Below are 15,207 nucleotides of genomic sequence, written 5' to 3'. Positions count from 1 at the left end.
CCGCCGGACGGACATCATCCTGCCTGGATGATCATTCGATGCCGAGATCTTTGCGAACCTTCTCATAGTCGCCCCGCAGTGCGAGGGAACCGGAAGTGAGCGTGAGCTTCGGCGGCTCCTTGCTGTTGGCGATCCAGTCATACATGTTGAGCGCCGTCTCATAGCCATGGCGCTTCGGGGAGATGATGACCGTGCCGAAGAAGCCGGTCGCGGCGGGCTTCTTGAATTCGTTGATCGCCGAATCCGCGCCGCCGATACCAACGCCGATCATGTTCGTTGCGGGAATGCCGACCGATTCCGAGGCGCGGACGGCGCCGAGCACAGCTTCGTCGTTAAGGCCGAAGGCAACCCAGTATTTGATATCGGCATGTTTGTTGAGAACGGTGGTCGCAGCGTTCAGCGCTGCTTCCGTATCAGTCTTGGCCTGCGGCGCATCGTAGATATTCGCAGCCGGGAAGCCTGCGGCCTTCAGAACCGAGATCGCGCCTTCCACGCGGTCGACGGCAGTCGGCAGCTGATCGTACGACACGCGGATCGCGCCGACATTCTTCATGTCCCAGCCGCGCTTCTTGATTTCGTCGACGATCGCTTGGCCCACGGTCTCGCCGATCTTCGTTGCGGAAATGCCCATATGCGGCACATCTTCGAGCGGCTTGCCCTCGGCATTCACCAGGCGGTCGTCGACGGTCATCAGCTTCAGCTGATTGGCGGCGGCCTTGGCAACGATACCGGGGCCGAGCTTCACGTCCGGCGTGCAGATAATGAAGCCCTGCGCTCCTTGCGCGCCTAGATTGTCGATCGCCGACTGAACCTTCTCGCCATCCTCAGCGCCGATCTTGACGAGCGTGAAGCCCTTCTCCTTGGCCGCCTGGTCGGCGAATTTCCATTCGTCCTGGAACCATGGTTCTTCAGGCTGCTTCACGATGAAGCCGATCTTGACGTCCTCCGCGAAAGCAGAGCCGGCCGCCAGAACGGCAAAAGTGCCGGCAAGGATGGCCGCTTTGAAAAAGCGCATGATCTCTCTCCCTTTGTTTGCGCGTCCCCATCCATCTCCCGGGAACCGCCCGATTTCCGTAAGTTATATTGTAATACGAGTCAATTATTTGTATAACAATTAAACTGCATTTGCAGCCCAATGGACCCGAGACCTTGAATATGAAAAAACATCATACCAGTCAATATTTATGTATGATTATTTATGCCGTTGCCGCGTTGGATGATCGCCGGAGGCTCGCTTGAAATGTCGAACAGGGATAGATTGCGGGATTTGCCGGCAAAAACCTCAGAGATAATCCAAAAATAAATCATATATATCCATTGACATGCGCCGAGGCAGATATAGGGTGTCATGCGTTCGGCACCGGCCTTGGTTGTAGGGAGAAGGCAACCGCTTAATGACCATCATCGATTTGCGGGACGGTTCGCTTTCTGCTCGCGTTTCAACCTTCGGCGGCACATTGCTTGATTATGCCTGGACGGTGGAGGGGCGCAGGATTGCGCTATTGAGATCCGCACCGGACGATGCGCATGCATCCGCCTCCGCCTGCTATCCCCTCGTTCCCTTCGGCAACCGCGTGCGAAACAATCGTTTTGCGTTCGCGGGGCGCGACCACCGGCTGAGGCCGAACACGGCTTCGGATCCTCACTACCTTCATGGCGACGGTTGGCAGGCCGAATGGTCCGTCCTCTCCCGCAGTGGCAACGAATTGCAGATCGGCTTTCATCACCGGGAGGGCGATACGCCCTACAGTTACGCAGCGAGGCAGATCATCGCGCTGTCATCCGAAGAGCTGATGCTTCACATGAGCGTTGAAAACACCGGCAAGGAGGCGCTGCCCTTCGGGCTTGGCTGGCATCCATACTTCCCGATGACCCCTGAGACGACGCTCTTTGCGCCGGCGCGGCGATTTTGGACGGAAACGGAAGGCTGGCTTCCGGGAGAACGTACCGAGATTCCGGCCGATCTCGACTTTTCCGCGCCCTCACCCCTGCCTCGTCGCTGGGTCAACAACGGCTTCGAGGGATGGAGCGGGGAGGCGGAGATCGTCTGGCCGGAGAGACATGCAGGTCTGCGGCTGACCGCCGACGCTTCAGTCAGACACGCATTCATCTTCATTCCCGATACGAACTTCAATCCGACCTTTCGCCATGATTATTTCTGCTTCGAGCCGATGTCCCACATCGCCAACGGTCACAATCTCCCCGACCTCGGAGATTTGAAAGTCCTGCGGCGGGGAGAGACATTTGCAGGATCGATCCGCCTGCGGCCACGGGAATATTTGCGGTAGCCTGCGCGACCCCCTGACCGCGAGATTTCCGCCCCAGCACAAAGAGGAACACTGGATGTCAAATCGCCTTTCGGGAAAACGGATCCTCATTACCGGAGCCGCGCAGGGGATCGGGCTGGCCATAGCCGAGGCATGCATGGCTGAAGATGCGAGCATCTTCCTGATCGATCGCGACGAAGCTCTGCTGGAACGAGCTGCGGATAGGCTAAAGGAAGACGGTGCCATTCTTGGCTATCAGGCGGCCGACATCACCGATGCCGAAGCCGTGCGCGCAGCCGTGGCCAGAGCATCCGGCGAAATCGGCGGCATCAATGCGCTCGTCAACAATGCCGGGGTCAACGTCTTCGCCGAACCGTTGAAGACGACGGACGAGGACTGGGAGCGCTGCTTTGACATCAATCTCAAGGGTGCCTGGAATTGCTGCCGGTCCGTGCTGCCCGAGATGATCGCCCATGGCGGCGGCGTCATACTCAACATCGCTTCGACCCACGCCTTCACCATCATTCCGCATACCTTCCCCTACCCGCTTGCCAAGCATGCTCTTCTCGGCATGACCAAATCTTTGGGGATCGAATATGCGTCGAAGAACGTGCGCGTGAACGCGCTCGCGCCCGGCTATGTCGCAACGCAGAAGGCCATCGATTACTGGAACAGTTTCCCCGACCCGGAAAAGGCGAAGGCCGAGACGATGAAGCTGCATCCGGGCGGCCGCATCGCCACCCCTCACGAGATCGCCATGGCCGCGGTCTTCATGATCTCGGACGAGTGCCCCTTCATGAATGCCGCCTGCCTGACCGTGGACGGGGGCCTGAGCGTGCTGCAGCACCAATAGTATCGCAAACGAAGACGCTATCGCGATCTGAGCTGGGCAATCGAGAGCATCAGATCCGCGCTCATGCCAATCCCCGATCCGCGCGTCAGGATGGCGGATGCGGCAGAGGTCGTATTCCCGCCATTTGCCGCATCATAGACCGCCGAGAAGCGCTTGAGCAGGTTGTTCACCTTGCTGGCATCATGCAAGTCCTTAATCGGGAATAATTTTTCAAGCATCGCCGCCTGGCGGGTCACATCCATGTTCGACATGGATGCGGGCAGCGAATAGGTCGTCTTGATCACATTGTAGAGCGCCGGATCCGACATGATATCGTAGACGGAATTGACCTGCGGCGCCTTGCGCTGGAAATAGAGAGCGAGACGGACGCCTTCGTTGGAGCTTCCCTGCTGCGTCTCCAGGGTCTGATGAAGATAGAGATCGTTGGTGGCGAGACGCGCGCCCTTGTTCTGTCCCGGCTCGATCTTGGCTGTGGTCAGATTTCCCTTGGCGTCGAAATTGAAGACGTTCACCATCGCCTTGAACTGCTGGCCTGCCTGCGTGTTCAGAAAGCCCTTGGCATCCTCGGAATCCGCGGTGAAGGCCTTCTTCAAGCTATTCTTGTCGACCGACTTGGGATCGATATTGTTCGCAACGAGAATAAACTCCGTCAGCTTCTTGTCTGCGAGGAGTTCGTCGACCGTCTTGATCTTGGCGATCGACTTGCTGAATTCGGTCGCTGCGTCCTTCGCATCCTTGACTGCCTTATCTCGCATCTCGCCGGTCAATCCGAAGGTCTTCGATTTCGAATAGGCTGAGATCAGGCTGTTGATCGAAGTCTGGGACAAGGGCGCGACCGGCGCCCGCAGATTGCCCTCACTGTCGAAATTAAAAGCCTTGGCAAGCCCGACGAATCTGTCGTCTTTCAGCGAATTGACATAGCTCTTGCTGTCATAGGGATCGCTCTCCAGTATCTTGCGCAGCTGGTCCCTGGAGACCTCGTTCTTGCCGATCCCAAAGGCACGAAGCGCCATGTCCTCCACGGTTGGAAGATTCTTGTTCTTGGTATCGTTGGCGGCAAAGAAGTCCGCAATCGTCTTTATCTCGCCGACCGCGCTCTTGTAGTGTTTCTCCGCATCGCCGAACAGGTTCTGTTTCGCATCTTTCGCCTGGTTCAAATATTTGGTCGAGATATCGTCGATGGCTTGCGGCGTTTGCGCCGGCTGACCCGCGGGCAGCGTACCATCGGATGCAAACTGAAAGTGCGAAACCATATCCGCCATTCCAGTCACGGCGGCATAATCGGAGTTCGTAAAAGCGAGGTTGAATTGGACGGGAGTGAGCTTGGGATTCAGGTTGAATGCGCTCTTTATGTAGGAAAACAGCCTGTTATCGCCGGTTATGTCGCTAAGCGACTGAACTTTCGTGATCGTCTGACGATAGTAATCATCGTTGCTGGCGGCCGCAGCCGGGCTCAACAGGCTCGGGACCATGCTGTCATACCGCGAGATCATGGCCTCCTTCTGCTCCGCCGTCTGCGCGGTCGCGCCGGAAAGCGTTCCGTCGGCATTGAAGCTGAATTGCGATGCGATCAGCTTGTATGTGGGCTGCGCCGATGCCGTCGAGAAATTGCTCGCCGTGTTGACGAAGCTGTTCGGGTCGTTGACATCGCTGGTCAGAACCGATTTCAAGAACGCCTTCGAGATATTGTCCGGGTTTAAACCGTGCGCCCGCAGTATATAGTCCGTCATTCTGCTGCTGTTAACGATGTCGTCGACGTTCGACACCTTATCGATCCAGCTATCGTAGAACTTGCTTTCCTTCTTGGCCAAGGCCGTTTCATTGGCGAAGGATTGCTCATAGAGCCCGATCGTATCGCTCTTCTGTGAATCGCTCTGAGCCGATTGATTTTTTGACGTGCCGCCGAAATTGAAAGCGGCAGCGAATTGCCGGTAACGGCTGTCCGTCAGTTTGTTTGCAAAGCTGCTCGTGTCGCTAAGGTCGCTGGTCAGGACCTTTTTCATGAAGGCCTTGGCGTAGGTCATGTCCTCGAGGCCATAGGCCTTCATCGCATAGCTATACAGCTTGTAGTCGCTCAGAAACTCATCGACATTCTTAATCTTGCCGATATGCGCATCGTAATATTGCTGGTCGCTTTTGACCGTCGCCTGCTTGGCGATGCGCGCAAGCGTCGATGCCATGTCCTTTGTCGCGGACACGTAGCCGAGATACGTCGAAATCATAGATCGCCCCCACAGCGCAGTTCATCGATATTTGCCCCGCGTGAACTATCGCAATCAGACCTTGTGCGAGACTAGATCGGCAATCTGTGCTTTACCATCCGGTGTGATCAATCTCAGCTCCGCCATGGCGCTCCCGAAGCAAGACTACGACAAGGGGAAATTTCCGGCTCGGCTTCGGCAACCGGTTCTGAGGTAATCCTGAGAACGTTCGCCGCCAAAGCACAAGACGTCTTCGGTGCCCAATGTAAGGTGCAAAGAGTTCTAAATTCTCCGGCAGGAATTGCCCGGAACGAATTTTGGCGTCAGCACGAAATCCTGCGGCGGCTCGACCGCACCTTGCGGATTGGTGATGCGGTGCATCAGGCGTCTTGCAATGATGCCGCCGAGCGCCAGCGTATCCTGGACCACCATGGTGATGCGCGGCGTGATGACCGAACTCCACTGCACATTGTCGATCATGGCGAGCGAAATGTCCTCGGGACAGCGGAAGCCCAGCTCCTGCATGGCTTGCAGCGCCGAGAGCGCAACCGCGTTATTGGTGCCGAGGATCGCGGTTGGGCGTTCGGGCTGGATCAGCAAACGCATGGCCGCCTCGTAGCCGGCTGTGCGCGTGAACTGGCCGTCGACGACGAAATTCGGATTGATGTCCACACCGGCATTGGCCATCGTATCGGCAAAGCCGCGATATCTCTCCGTCGCGGTATGCATATGGCTCGGACCGGTGATGACGGCGATGCGCCTGTGGCCGAGCTGCAGGAGATGTTCCGTCAGCATAGCCCCGGCCAGATAGTTGTCGGAGCCGACGAAATCGCGCTCGATGCCGGCAACCTTCTGGTCGAAACAGACGATCGGCAGGTTCAGGCCGGCAATGAAGTCGATATAATCCCGATCATGGCCTGACGGCGCAAGCGCAAGGCCCGCGGTTTTGAGGCCGATCAGGTGCTCGATCATCGCCCTCTCACGATCCGTTTTGCCCGAGGAATCAGTGACGACGACGAAGTGCTGATGGTCCAGCGCATAATTTTCCAGCTCGCGCCGGATATCCCCGAAAAACGGGTTGCCGACATTGCCGACGATGAAGCCGATCATGCGGCTGCGCCCGCGCGCCAGGCTCTGGGCAAGCGGATCGGCAACGAAGCCGACCGCGGCGATCGCCTGATGGATTTTTTCCAGTGTTTTCTGGCTGACGCGCGCCGGATTGCTCAAGGCCAGCGACACCGTCGAGACGGATACGTCAGCGAGTTTGGCGACGTCACGAATGGTGGCCATGAATTTTTCGAACCGTTTCTATCGCCTCACGCCTTCCGATCGAAGGGGTCACTTCCATGAATCTTTGTCATAAATCTAACATTTGCCGGCCATGAAGCAATATGCGGAAAGAGATTTCAACAGTGCGCTTGACATACTGGACATCAGGATCAATTATCAAATCGAACCGGTTCGATGAAGCCTTAACACTTGGGAGGATAGTGTGAGCGACGCAGCGATCAGTGGCGGCCAGAATGTGGCCGACGGCAAGGCATGGTTTGGACACGACCGCTTCGGCATGTTCATCCACTTCGGACTTTACGCCCTCGGCGCACGTCACGAATGGCTGAAGAACCGTGAGGAGTTCACCACCGAGGCCTATCAGAAATATTTCGACAATTTCGACCCCGATCTTTACGACGCCCGCGAATGGGCACGCCGCGCTCGCGAAGCCGGCATGAAATATGTCGTTCTGACTGCGAAACACCATGAAGGCTTCTGCCTGTGGGACAGCAAGGTCACCGACTACAAGGTCACCAACACACCCTATGGCAAGGACCTGATCGGCCCCTATGTCGAAGCGCTTCGCGCCGAGGGGCTCAAGGTCGGCTTCTATTATTCGCTGCTCGACTGGCATCACCCAGACTTCCCGATCGACGGACATCACCCGCAGCGAAACCATCCCGACGCCGCCAAGCTCAACGAGGGTCGCGATGTCAAGCGTTACGCCAAATACATGCGCGATCAGGTGACCGAGCTTCTGACGAACTTCGGCAAGATCGACGTGATCTGGTTCGATTTCAGCTATCCCCAGCGCCTCTACAAGGGCCTGCCCGGCAAGGGGCGCGCCGATTGGGAGAGCGACGACCTGATGAAGCTGGTGCGCCAGCTACAGCCCGATATCATCGTCGGCGACCGCCTCGACTTGCCGCGCGATGCGGATCACATGCCCGAACTCGTCACGCCGGAGCAATATACGCCGCGCGTCGCACCGACCGTTGCCGGCCTGCCGGTGCGATGGGAAGCTTGCCACACCTTCAGCGGCTCCTGGGGCTATTATCGCGACGAGACCAGCTGGAAGGACGCTGGCCAGCTCATCAACATCCTGGTCGACACGGTCTCGCTCGGCGGCAATCTGCTGATGAATGTCGGCCCGACCGGTCGCGGCACCTTCGACGCCCGCGCCATCAAGGCGCTCGACACCTATGGCGAATGGCTGCGCCTGAACGGCCGTGCGATCTATGGCGCAGGACCTTCGGCCTACAAGGCGCCAAACGGATGCCGCTTCACCCAGAAGGGTAATCGGCTCTACCTGCATATACAGACCTGGCCCTTCCGCCACATCCATATCGAAGGGCTGGAGCGCAGGGTCAAATATGCACAGTTTCTGCACGATGCCAGCGAGCTGCATTGGCTCGACCCTGATGCCGAGGTCGACCAAAATGTCGGCGTCGCCGTCGGAGAGGGCATTCTGACCCTGGAACTGCCGGTGCTCAAGCCTGACGTCGTGACGCCAGTCATCGAACTGATCCTCAAGGATTAAGGGAGATAGCGAAGCCCAGCCGCGCCTGTGCCGTCGTGAACCGCGAAACCGAACTCATAGCCGCAATGACCCCCCTGATCGCCGATCTGGCAGAGGACGGCAATGGTGCCGTTGCACTCGCCGGATCGCGCGGCAAGGGGAGGTCGGATGCACGATCGGATTTTGACTTCAGGGTCTATGCCGATGCCTATCGCGGACCGGAGGTCCGGCAAACCGCGGCGTGGCGGCGTTTCGATGCCGCGCTGCGAGACTGGCAGGCCGAAGGCATCCGCATGGATGGCGTCTGGATGCGGCGGTATGCCGGCGTCCAGCGCGACCTGGATTCCTGGCTTGCCGGAGTGGTCGTGCCCAAGAGCTTCGAATGGACGATCTGGGGCTATCATCTGCCGACCGATCTTGCCAACCAGCAGATCATCGCCGATCCCAAGGGTTTGCTGGCAGGCTGGAGGCAGCAACTGGCGCAATATCCGGAAGCGCTGCGGGTCTCCGTGCTCAGCCAATATATGGATGTCCTGCGCTATTGGGCCAGGGATTATCACTATGAGAGCAAGGTCGTTCGCCGCGACCTCGTCTTTCTCGTCGGTCTCACAGGCAAGCTTGCCAATGCCATTCTACAGACCGTCTTTGCCTTCAACCGGGTCTATTTTCCGGGCGACGGCTGGAATCTGCCCATGGCAGCCGAACTCGAACGGCTGCCGCCCGACTTTCTCCAGCGGATGACGGCCATTCTCGAGCCGGAGCAAGGCCCGGACACGTGGCAGCGTCAGCGAAGCGAACTGATCGACCTGATCGCCGACCTGGAGGCGATGATCGCGGCGTGAACGAGCCGCAAGACCAAGCCGGAGGGGAGCGTCCGGATAGTGATGAACGTCACTGCAACGAAAGTCATTAAGGAGGAGGAACAATCATGAAGCGTTCATTGATCTTTGCCGCCGCCCTTGCGGCGGGTTCACTACCCGGCATCTGCGCGCAAGCGCAGGATACCGCCGTGACACTTACCTGGCAGATGTGGGGCGCGCCGAACGATGCGGAGCTCTGGCAGCAGCTGGCCAATCTCGTCAACAAGCAATATCCCGATATAAAGGTCAAGCTGCAGCTTTCGGGCTGGACGGACTACTGGACCCGCCTTCCGGTTCTGGCAGCATCGGGTCAGGTCGCCGATATCGTCTCGATGCAATCGATGCGCCTGCCGAACTTCTCTTCGATCCTGACACCGCTCGATGATTACGTGAAAGGCAGCGACGTGAAGGTGGCTGATTTCGAGACATCGATCATGTCCGGTCTTTCGCAGGACGGCAAACTCTATGCGCTGCCCTACGATGTCGGCCCGTGGATGGTCTTCTACAATCGCGACAAGTTCGCAGCCGCCGGCTTGAAGGAGCCCGCCAAGGACTGGACGTTCGACGACTTCAAGGCAGACGCCAAGGCGCTGACAAAGGACGGAACCTACGGCTATGGCACCCAGGCTTTTGATTTCATCGCCGGCCCCGTCGCGCTCGGCGCTGATTATTTCAACGCCGACAATGAATTCGACCTTACCAATGCCGGCTTTGTCGATGCGTTCAGCAAATATGCCGATCTCACCGCCAAGGACAAACTCTCGCCGGTCTTTGCCTCCGCGGCCGATGCTTCGGCCGCAAGCGGCCGCTTCGCTTCGGGCAATGTCGCCATGTATATCGACGGTCCCTGGTCATTGATTACCGGGCAGGCCAATGTCGATTTCAAGATCGGCATCGCACCGCTGCCGCGCGGCAGCGGCTCTTCGCGCTTCATTACGGCCGGCTCGGGCTGGGGTATCTCCGCCACCAGTCAGCACAAGGATGCCGCATTCAAGGCGCTGCAGGTGCTGACAGGCCCCAGGGCCGCGGAAATCCTCGGCGCGGCCGGACGCGCACTGCCGGCCCGGCTTGCACAGCAGACCGCCTGGTATGACGGCGCTGCCAAGAACGTCAGCGGCACCCGCGATACACTGCAATATATGTTTGCCCACACCACACCGTTCCGCATCAATGAGAAATGGAACCAGTTCGAGAATCTGGTGACGCAATATGTGCCGCTTGCGCTGACGGGAGACTCGAAACCCGAAGGCGTATTGAGCGACATTCAGAGCCAGCTGCCATAGCGTGTCTCGTCTGCCTGCGGCCGGGCTCATCGGCTCGACCGCAGCGGCATTGCCGGAAAGGAGAAGCCCATGATGCTGGGTAAGCATACCGACATGATCGCAATACCAAGGCCACTCTCGCGCAAATGGTTCAAAGGCGAGGGATGGACGGCCCTGTTCTTCCTGCTGCCGGGCCTGATCGGCGTCGTCCTGTTTCTCGTCCTGCCGATCCTTGCCTCGATCGCGCTCAGCTTCACCAATTGGCAGCTGCTCGGCACGCCGCGTTTCGTCGGCATTTCCAACTATGCGCGCCTGTTTACGACCGACCCGCAATTCTGGACGGTCTTGCGCAACACCCTCTTCTTCACTGTCGAATATCTTGTACTGAACATCATCATCTCGCTCGGGCTGGCGACGTGGATTTCGAGCCTGAAGATCGGGCAGCGTTGGTTCCGGGTGATCTTCTTTCTCCCGACCTTCACCCCACTGATTGCGGTCGCTATGGTCTGGATGCTGATCTTCACCAGCGGCGGGCTTTTCGACAGCCTGATGGCCTCACTATCACTGCCCTTGTCGGGCGTGCTGAACGATCGCACACTTGCCATGCAGGCGGTCGTCCTCACCTCGATATGGGCCGGCGTTGGCTACAATACCGTTCTCTTCAACGCCGCGCTCGACATGGTGCCGGCAAGCTACCTCGAAGCAGCCCGCATCGATGGCGCGACGGCCTGGGACCGCTTCTGGAAAATCCGGCTGCCGCTGATTTCGCCGACGCTGTTCTTCGGCACCGTCATGACGGCGATCACCTCCCTGCAGGTCTTCGACCAGATTTTCGTCATGACCAAGGGCGGGCCGGGATCGTCGACCGCGACGCTCGGCTATGCCATCTACCAACGCGGCTTTCAGAACTTCCAGATGGGCTACGCCTCTGCCATCGCCTGGGTGATGTTCGCGCTGATCATGGCGCTGACGGCCCTGCAATTCTGGTTCCAGCGCAAATGGGTGCATTATGACGCTTAAATCCGAAGCCAGAACACGCCGGAAGCTGGTGCTCGATGTCGTCAATCACCTGGCAATCACGCTTGTCGCCATCGCCTTTCTCTTTCCCTTCTTCTGGATGGTATCGAATGCAGTGCGCTCAAATGCCGAGGTGACGGCGATACCCCCACACATCCTGCCCGATATCTTCGAATGGGGTAATTTTGCAGCTGCCTGGGCTCAGCTGCCCTTTGGCCGCTTCTTCCTCAACAGCGCCATGATCGCGATCTGCGTGACAGCGATCACTGTCGTCGTCTCCTGCCTTTCCGGCTATGCCTTCGCGCGGCTGAAATTCAGGGCGCGCGAAACGCTGTTGCTCGGTTATATCGGCACGCTGATGGTGCCGCCGCTGATGCTCATCATTCCGCTGTTTCTGATCGTCAACAAGCTCGGTCTGGTCAACACCTTCCCCGGCGTGATCCTGCCGATCTCCTTCGGCACCTTCGGCGCATTCCTGATGCGGCAGTTCTTCCTCTCCATTCCCATGGAACTCGAGGAAGCCGCCAGGATCGACGGCGCGTCGCGCCTACGGATCCTCGTCAGCATCATCGTACCGCTGTCGATGCCGGCGATCGGGCTTCTGTCACTCTTCACCTTCATCGGACAATGGAACAACTTCCTCTGGCCGCTGATCGTCATGACGGGTGCCGACAATGCTACCCTGCCGGTCGGCCTAACCCTGTTCCAGACACAGCAAGGCACGCAGTGGAACTATCTGATGGCTGGTGCCACCCTTTCCATGCTTCCAGGCATCTTCCTCGCGATCATCCTGCAGAAGCTCATCTACAACAGCATCGCCCACAATGCGGGCATGGGCGGTCGCTGAAGCGCCGGCCGAATTTTGGGAGAGATATCCATGGCGAAACTGACCATTCGCAATGCCATCAAACGCTACGGCGCGCTTGAAGTGCTGCACGGCGTCTCCGTCGCCGCACAGGATGGAGAATTCGTGGTGCTTGTCGGACCCTCGGGTTGCGGCAAATCCACCCTGCTGCGGATGATCGCCGGGCTGGAAGGCATCAGCGACGGCGAGATCGAAATCGGTGACCGCATCGTCAACGATCTCGAACCCAATGAGCGCGATATCGCCATGGTGTTCCAGTCCTATGCGCTCTATCCGCACATGACCGTGCGCGACAACATGGCCTTTTCGCTGAAGCTCGCGCGCCGCAGCCGCCAGGAAATTGAGCAAAAGGTGAACAATGCCGCAGCGATCCTCGATCTCGCCGCCCTGCTCGACCGCTATCCCCGGCAATTGTCCGGTGGGCAGCGACAGCGCGTGGCAATGGGGCGCGCCATCGTCCGCAACCCCGCCGTCTTCCTCTTCGACGAACCGCTGTCCAATCTCGACGCCAAGCTGCGTGTGCAGATGCGCACCGAGATCAAGACGCTGCATCAGCGGCTTGGCACCACCATGATCTACGTGACGCACGACCAGATGGAGGCCATGACCATGGCCGACCGTATCGTCGTGATGCGCGGCGGCCATATCGAACAGATCGGCTCACCGCTTGACATCTACGATGCGCCTGCCAACAGCTTCGTCGCCGGCTTTATCGGATCGCCGTCGATGAATTTTATCGATGGCCTCGTCACCGACTTAAACGGGACGTTGGGGCTGCAGGACGCGCAAGATCTGCATTGGCCGCTGCCGGAAAACGCCCGCCGCCATCTCGGCCGATCCGTCCGGCTCGGCATCCGCCCGGAACATATTGCCGTCGATACGGATGGCGTGCAGGCCAAGGTCATCATCATCGAGCCGACGGGCTCGGACACGCATCTGCAATTGCAGGCCGGCGCGCAGTCGATCGTCGCAGCCGTTAGGGACCGCCCCGCCGTGTCCCCCGGCCAGCCGATCCAACTGAAGATCGACCCGGCAAAGACACATCTGTTCGATCCAGCGAATGGCCGGCGCTTGCATTGAAAACGGCTGTATCCCGCACGATCGAACCATTATTACGCTCGAAGCGCGGCAGCCGGGCTGGAGCGTAGCGCGCTGAACGCCGGCACGATCGAGATAAGCGCGGCAACGACTGCAAAGCCTCCGAGAAGCCAGAGATCATCGAAAGAGAAACCGACGGGCAGGCGCACGGCGGTCGCTGCGGCCAGCCTGAGGGAGATAACCAGCGCTGCCGCGTAGCCGAGCGCGATACCGAGCAGGATGCCGGCGGCGAACAGGACGAAAAGCTCGCCCCAGACGAGCGTGACGATCGAGCGGATCGGTGTTCCAAGCGCCCGCAAGGCGCCGATCTGCCGGCGCCGCGAGCCGACATGCATGATGGTGACCAGCACGATCGCGGCAATCACGATCGCCTGGGTTCCAAATGCGATCGCCAGCAGCAGGCTGCGGGCATCGCCGAGCGTTGCATAGAGCCTGGTCAACACCTCAGCCGGGAAAATGCCGAGCGTCGTACCCGTGCGGTATTCCTGCCGCAGGCGATAGGCATCAGCAATCGTCTTCGGCTTGACCAGAACGGCCGGAACGCCGGGCGTCTCCGCATCGAAATGCTCGTCGAGCGGCGCATTGGCATCGACATGACCATGCTCATGATCGTGGTCTTCTTCGCGCCCGTCGTCATGCTGATGCGGCACGGCTGCGCCATGCACATTGGCTTCGTCGCCATCATCGTCGTGATGGTCCGCGCCATGCATTCCGTGCAACTGCCAGACGGCACGGATCGGCACCAGAATGGCGCGATCCCAGGCTGTTCCCGTCGGCGCCATGCGGCCGGTGATCTTATAGGCGATCGCCGTATGGGTTTCGCCGCCGGTCTCGGCCGTGCCATGCATTGGCTTGACTTCCGCGCCGGTCGGCAAGGCGACATCCGAGCCGACCACCGCTTCGCCGAGGCGCGCGAACATCGCCCCTTGCGAGAGCGACGGCGAGAGGGACGAAATGAGGCCCGTGGTCGTGCCGACAATCGGATGTCCGTAGGCGGAATCGCCGAAGCCGACCGGTGCCGCCAGTTCTACACGCGGATCACTGGCAAGGCGGGACAGAACGGCACCCTCCATCAGCGGCAATGGCGCCGGCTGCAGGAAGACGGCGGAAAGCGCCAGCTGCGTCTCGCTGCCGGCGGCCCCCACGAGCAGATCGAATTTTTCCGCGGCGCGCGCGCTACCGAGACGGACTGCCCGCTCCTGCAGAGTCACCGTCACGCTCAGCGCGACCGACAGGGCGATCAGCACCACGACGGCCAGCGCCCCGCTCCAGAAACGTCTGAGGTCGGCAAGGATGAAGGTGATCATTGCGCGGCAGCCTCCTGGCTGTCTTCCTTAATGCGCCCGTTTGCCAGATTGATGCGGCGGCCAAGGCGCTCGGCGAGTGCAGCGTCATGCGTAACGACGACAAGCGTCGTCCCCTCCTCGGCCGAAAGCTGCAGCAAAAGCTCCGCGACAGCACTACCCGCCTGACGATCCAGGCTGGCGGTCGGCTCGTCGGCAACGATGACGCCGGGACGCGACAGCAGTGCGCGGGCAACGGCAACACGCTGCATCTCGCCGCGCGACAGGGTCTCGATCTTCTGCTGCGGTCGGGCGATACCGGTGACAGACAGCAGATAAAGTGCGCGTTCCCGTTCCTTGGCCGCAAGGCGCCGCGCCAGCTTGATCGGCAGCACGACATTCTCGAAGGCGGACAGGCCGGGAAAGAGATGAAAATCCTGCATGACAATGCCGATATTGCGGGCGCGGAACGCATCACGCCGGCCGGACGACAGGCGTGTGATCTCCGTGCCGCTCCAGGATATGCTGCCATTACCGACCTCTTCCAAGCCGGTGATGGCGTTGACGAACGTGCTTTTGCCGGAGCCTGAGGCACCGGTGATCGCAAGCCTGCCGCCCGCCGGCAGATGGAAGCGGTCGATGGCGAGAACCGGCGCGGCCAAGCCGGGAAACTGCATTTCAAGACCGGAGATATCGAGCGCAAGCATGTG

At 59.5% G+C, this 15,207-nt stretch carries 13 protein-coding genes; 8 read left to right on the top strand and 5 right to left on the bottom strand.

Annotated elements, in window-relative coordinates:
- Positions 1-31: 31 nt before the first annotated feature.
- Positions 32-1,015 carry an arabinose ABC transporter substrate-binding protein gene (locus tag I8E17_RS19820; protein WP_069610212.1) on the bottom strand — a complete coding sequence of 328 codons (984 nt, stop codon included), beginning with the start codon at positions 1,013-1,015 and terminating at the stop codon, positions 32-34.
- 379 nt (positions 1,016-1,394) lie between these two features.
- On the opposite strand from I8E17_RS19820, the gene I8E17_RS19815 reads away from it, so the two are divergent.
- A complete protein-coding gene (locus tag I8E17_RS19815; protein WP_113366208.1) occupies positions 1,395-2,288 on the top strand; it encodes an aldose 1-epimerase in 894 nt (297 codons plus the stop codon).
- A 55-nt stretch (positions 2,289-2,343) separates the two neighbouring features.
- The gene (locus I8E17_RS19810; protein ID WP_069610210.1) at positions 2,344-3,120 is read left to right on the top strand and encodes an SDR family oxidoreductase; all 777 of its coding nucleotides are present in this window, start codon (positions 2,344-2,346) and stop codon (positions 3,118-3,120) included.
- A 17-nt stretch (positions 3,121-3,137) separates the two neighbouring features.
- On the opposite strand, the gene I8E17_RS19805 is transcribed toward I8E17_RS19810, so the two are convergent.
- Positions 3,138-5,342, bottom strand: coding sequence for a DUF1217 domain-containing protein (locus tag I8E17_RS19805; RefSeq protein WP_069610209.1), 2,205 nt, complete (start codon positions 5,340-5,342; stop codon positions 3,138-3,140).
- Between the two features lie 261 nt (positions 5,343-5,603).
- Positions 5,604-6,611, bottom strand: coding sequence for a LacI family DNA-binding transcriptional regulator (locus tag I8E17_RS19800; protein ID WP_069610208.1), 1,008 nt, complete (start codon positions 6,609-6,611; stop codon positions 5,604-5,606).
- A 277-nt stretch (positions 6,612-6,888) separates the two neighbouring features.
- Here I8E17_RS19800 and I8E17_RS19795 point away from each other — a divergent pair, with 277 nt between their 5' ends.
- The 6 genes from I8E17_RS19795 (at position 6,889) to ugpC (ending at position 13,196) form a co-directional block, all read left to right on the top strand.
- Entirely contained in the window at positions 6,889-8,133 is a 1,245-nt protein-coding gene (locus I8E17_RS19795; protein ID WP_229002194.1) for an alpha-L-fucosidase, read from the top strand.
- A gap of 65 nt (positions 8,134-8,198) precedes the next feature.
- Complete coding sequence (locus I8E17_RS19790; protein ID WP_229002165.1) at positions 8,199-8,954, top strand: DUF4037 domain-containing protein; 756 nt, start codon at positions 8,199-8,201, stop codon at positions 8,952-8,954.
- 86 nt (positions 8,955-9,040) lie between these two features.
- Positions 9,041-10,255 (top strand): sugar ABC transporter substrate-binding protein, encoded by a 1,215-nt coding sequence (locus tag I8E17_RS19785; protein ID WP_069610205.1) that lies wholly within the window; start codon positions 9,041-9,043, stop codon positions 10,253-10,255.
- A 72-nt stretch (positions 10,256-10,327) separates the two neighbouring features.
- The gene (locus I8E17_RS19780) at positions 10,328-11,254 is read left to right on the top strand and encodes a sugar ABC transporter permease (RefSeq protein ID WP_069610456.1); all 927 of its coding nucleotides are present in this window, start codon (positions 10,328-10,330) and stop codon (positions 11,252-11,254) included.
- Positions 11,244-12,098, top strand: a complete 855-nt coding sequence (locus I8E17_RS19775; protein ID WP_069610204.1) for a carbohydrate ABC transporter permease — start codon at positions 11,244-11,246, stop codon at positions 12,096-12,098. The genes I8E17_RS19780 and I8E17_RS19775 overlap by 11 nt, the downstream gene beginning before the upstream one ends.
- 30 nt (positions 12,099-12,128) lie before the next feature.
- Positions 12,129-13,196, top strand: a complete 1,068-nt coding sequence (gene ugpC, locus I8E17_RS19770; protein ID WP_069610203.1) for a sn-glycerol-3-phosphate ABC transporter ATP-binding protein UgpC — start codon at positions 12,129-12,131, stop codon at positions 13,194-13,196.
- A gap of 32 nt (positions 13,197-13,228) precedes the next feature.
- Here the strand turns inward: ugpC and I8E17_RS19765 are convergent, their stop codons facing one another.
- Positions 13,229-14,521: an ABC transporter permease gene (locus I8E17_RS19765; protein ID WP_113366207.1), complete on the bottom strand. Its 1,293-nt coding sequence runs from the start codon at positions 14,519-14,521 to the stop codon at positions 13,229-13,231.
- Positions 14,518-15,204, bottom strand: coding sequence for an ATP-binding cassette domain-containing protein (locus tag I8E17_RS19760; RefSeq protein ID WP_069610202.1), 687 nt, complete (start codon positions 15,202-15,204; stop codon positions 14,518-14,520). The genes I8E17_RS19765 and I8E17_RS19760 overlap by 4 nt, the downstream gene beginning before the upstream one ends.
- Positions 15,205-15,207 lie beyond the last annotated feature (3 nt).

It is taken from the genome of Rhizobium sp. AB2/73, assembly GCF_020871915.1.
Classification (GTDB): Bacteria; Pseudomonadota; Alphaproteobacteria; order Rhizobiales; family Rhizobiaceae; genus Rhizobium; species Rhizobium dioscoreae.
Note: the sequence above shows the minus strand (reverse complement) of the source record. Positions and strands in the feature narration are given on the sequence as shown.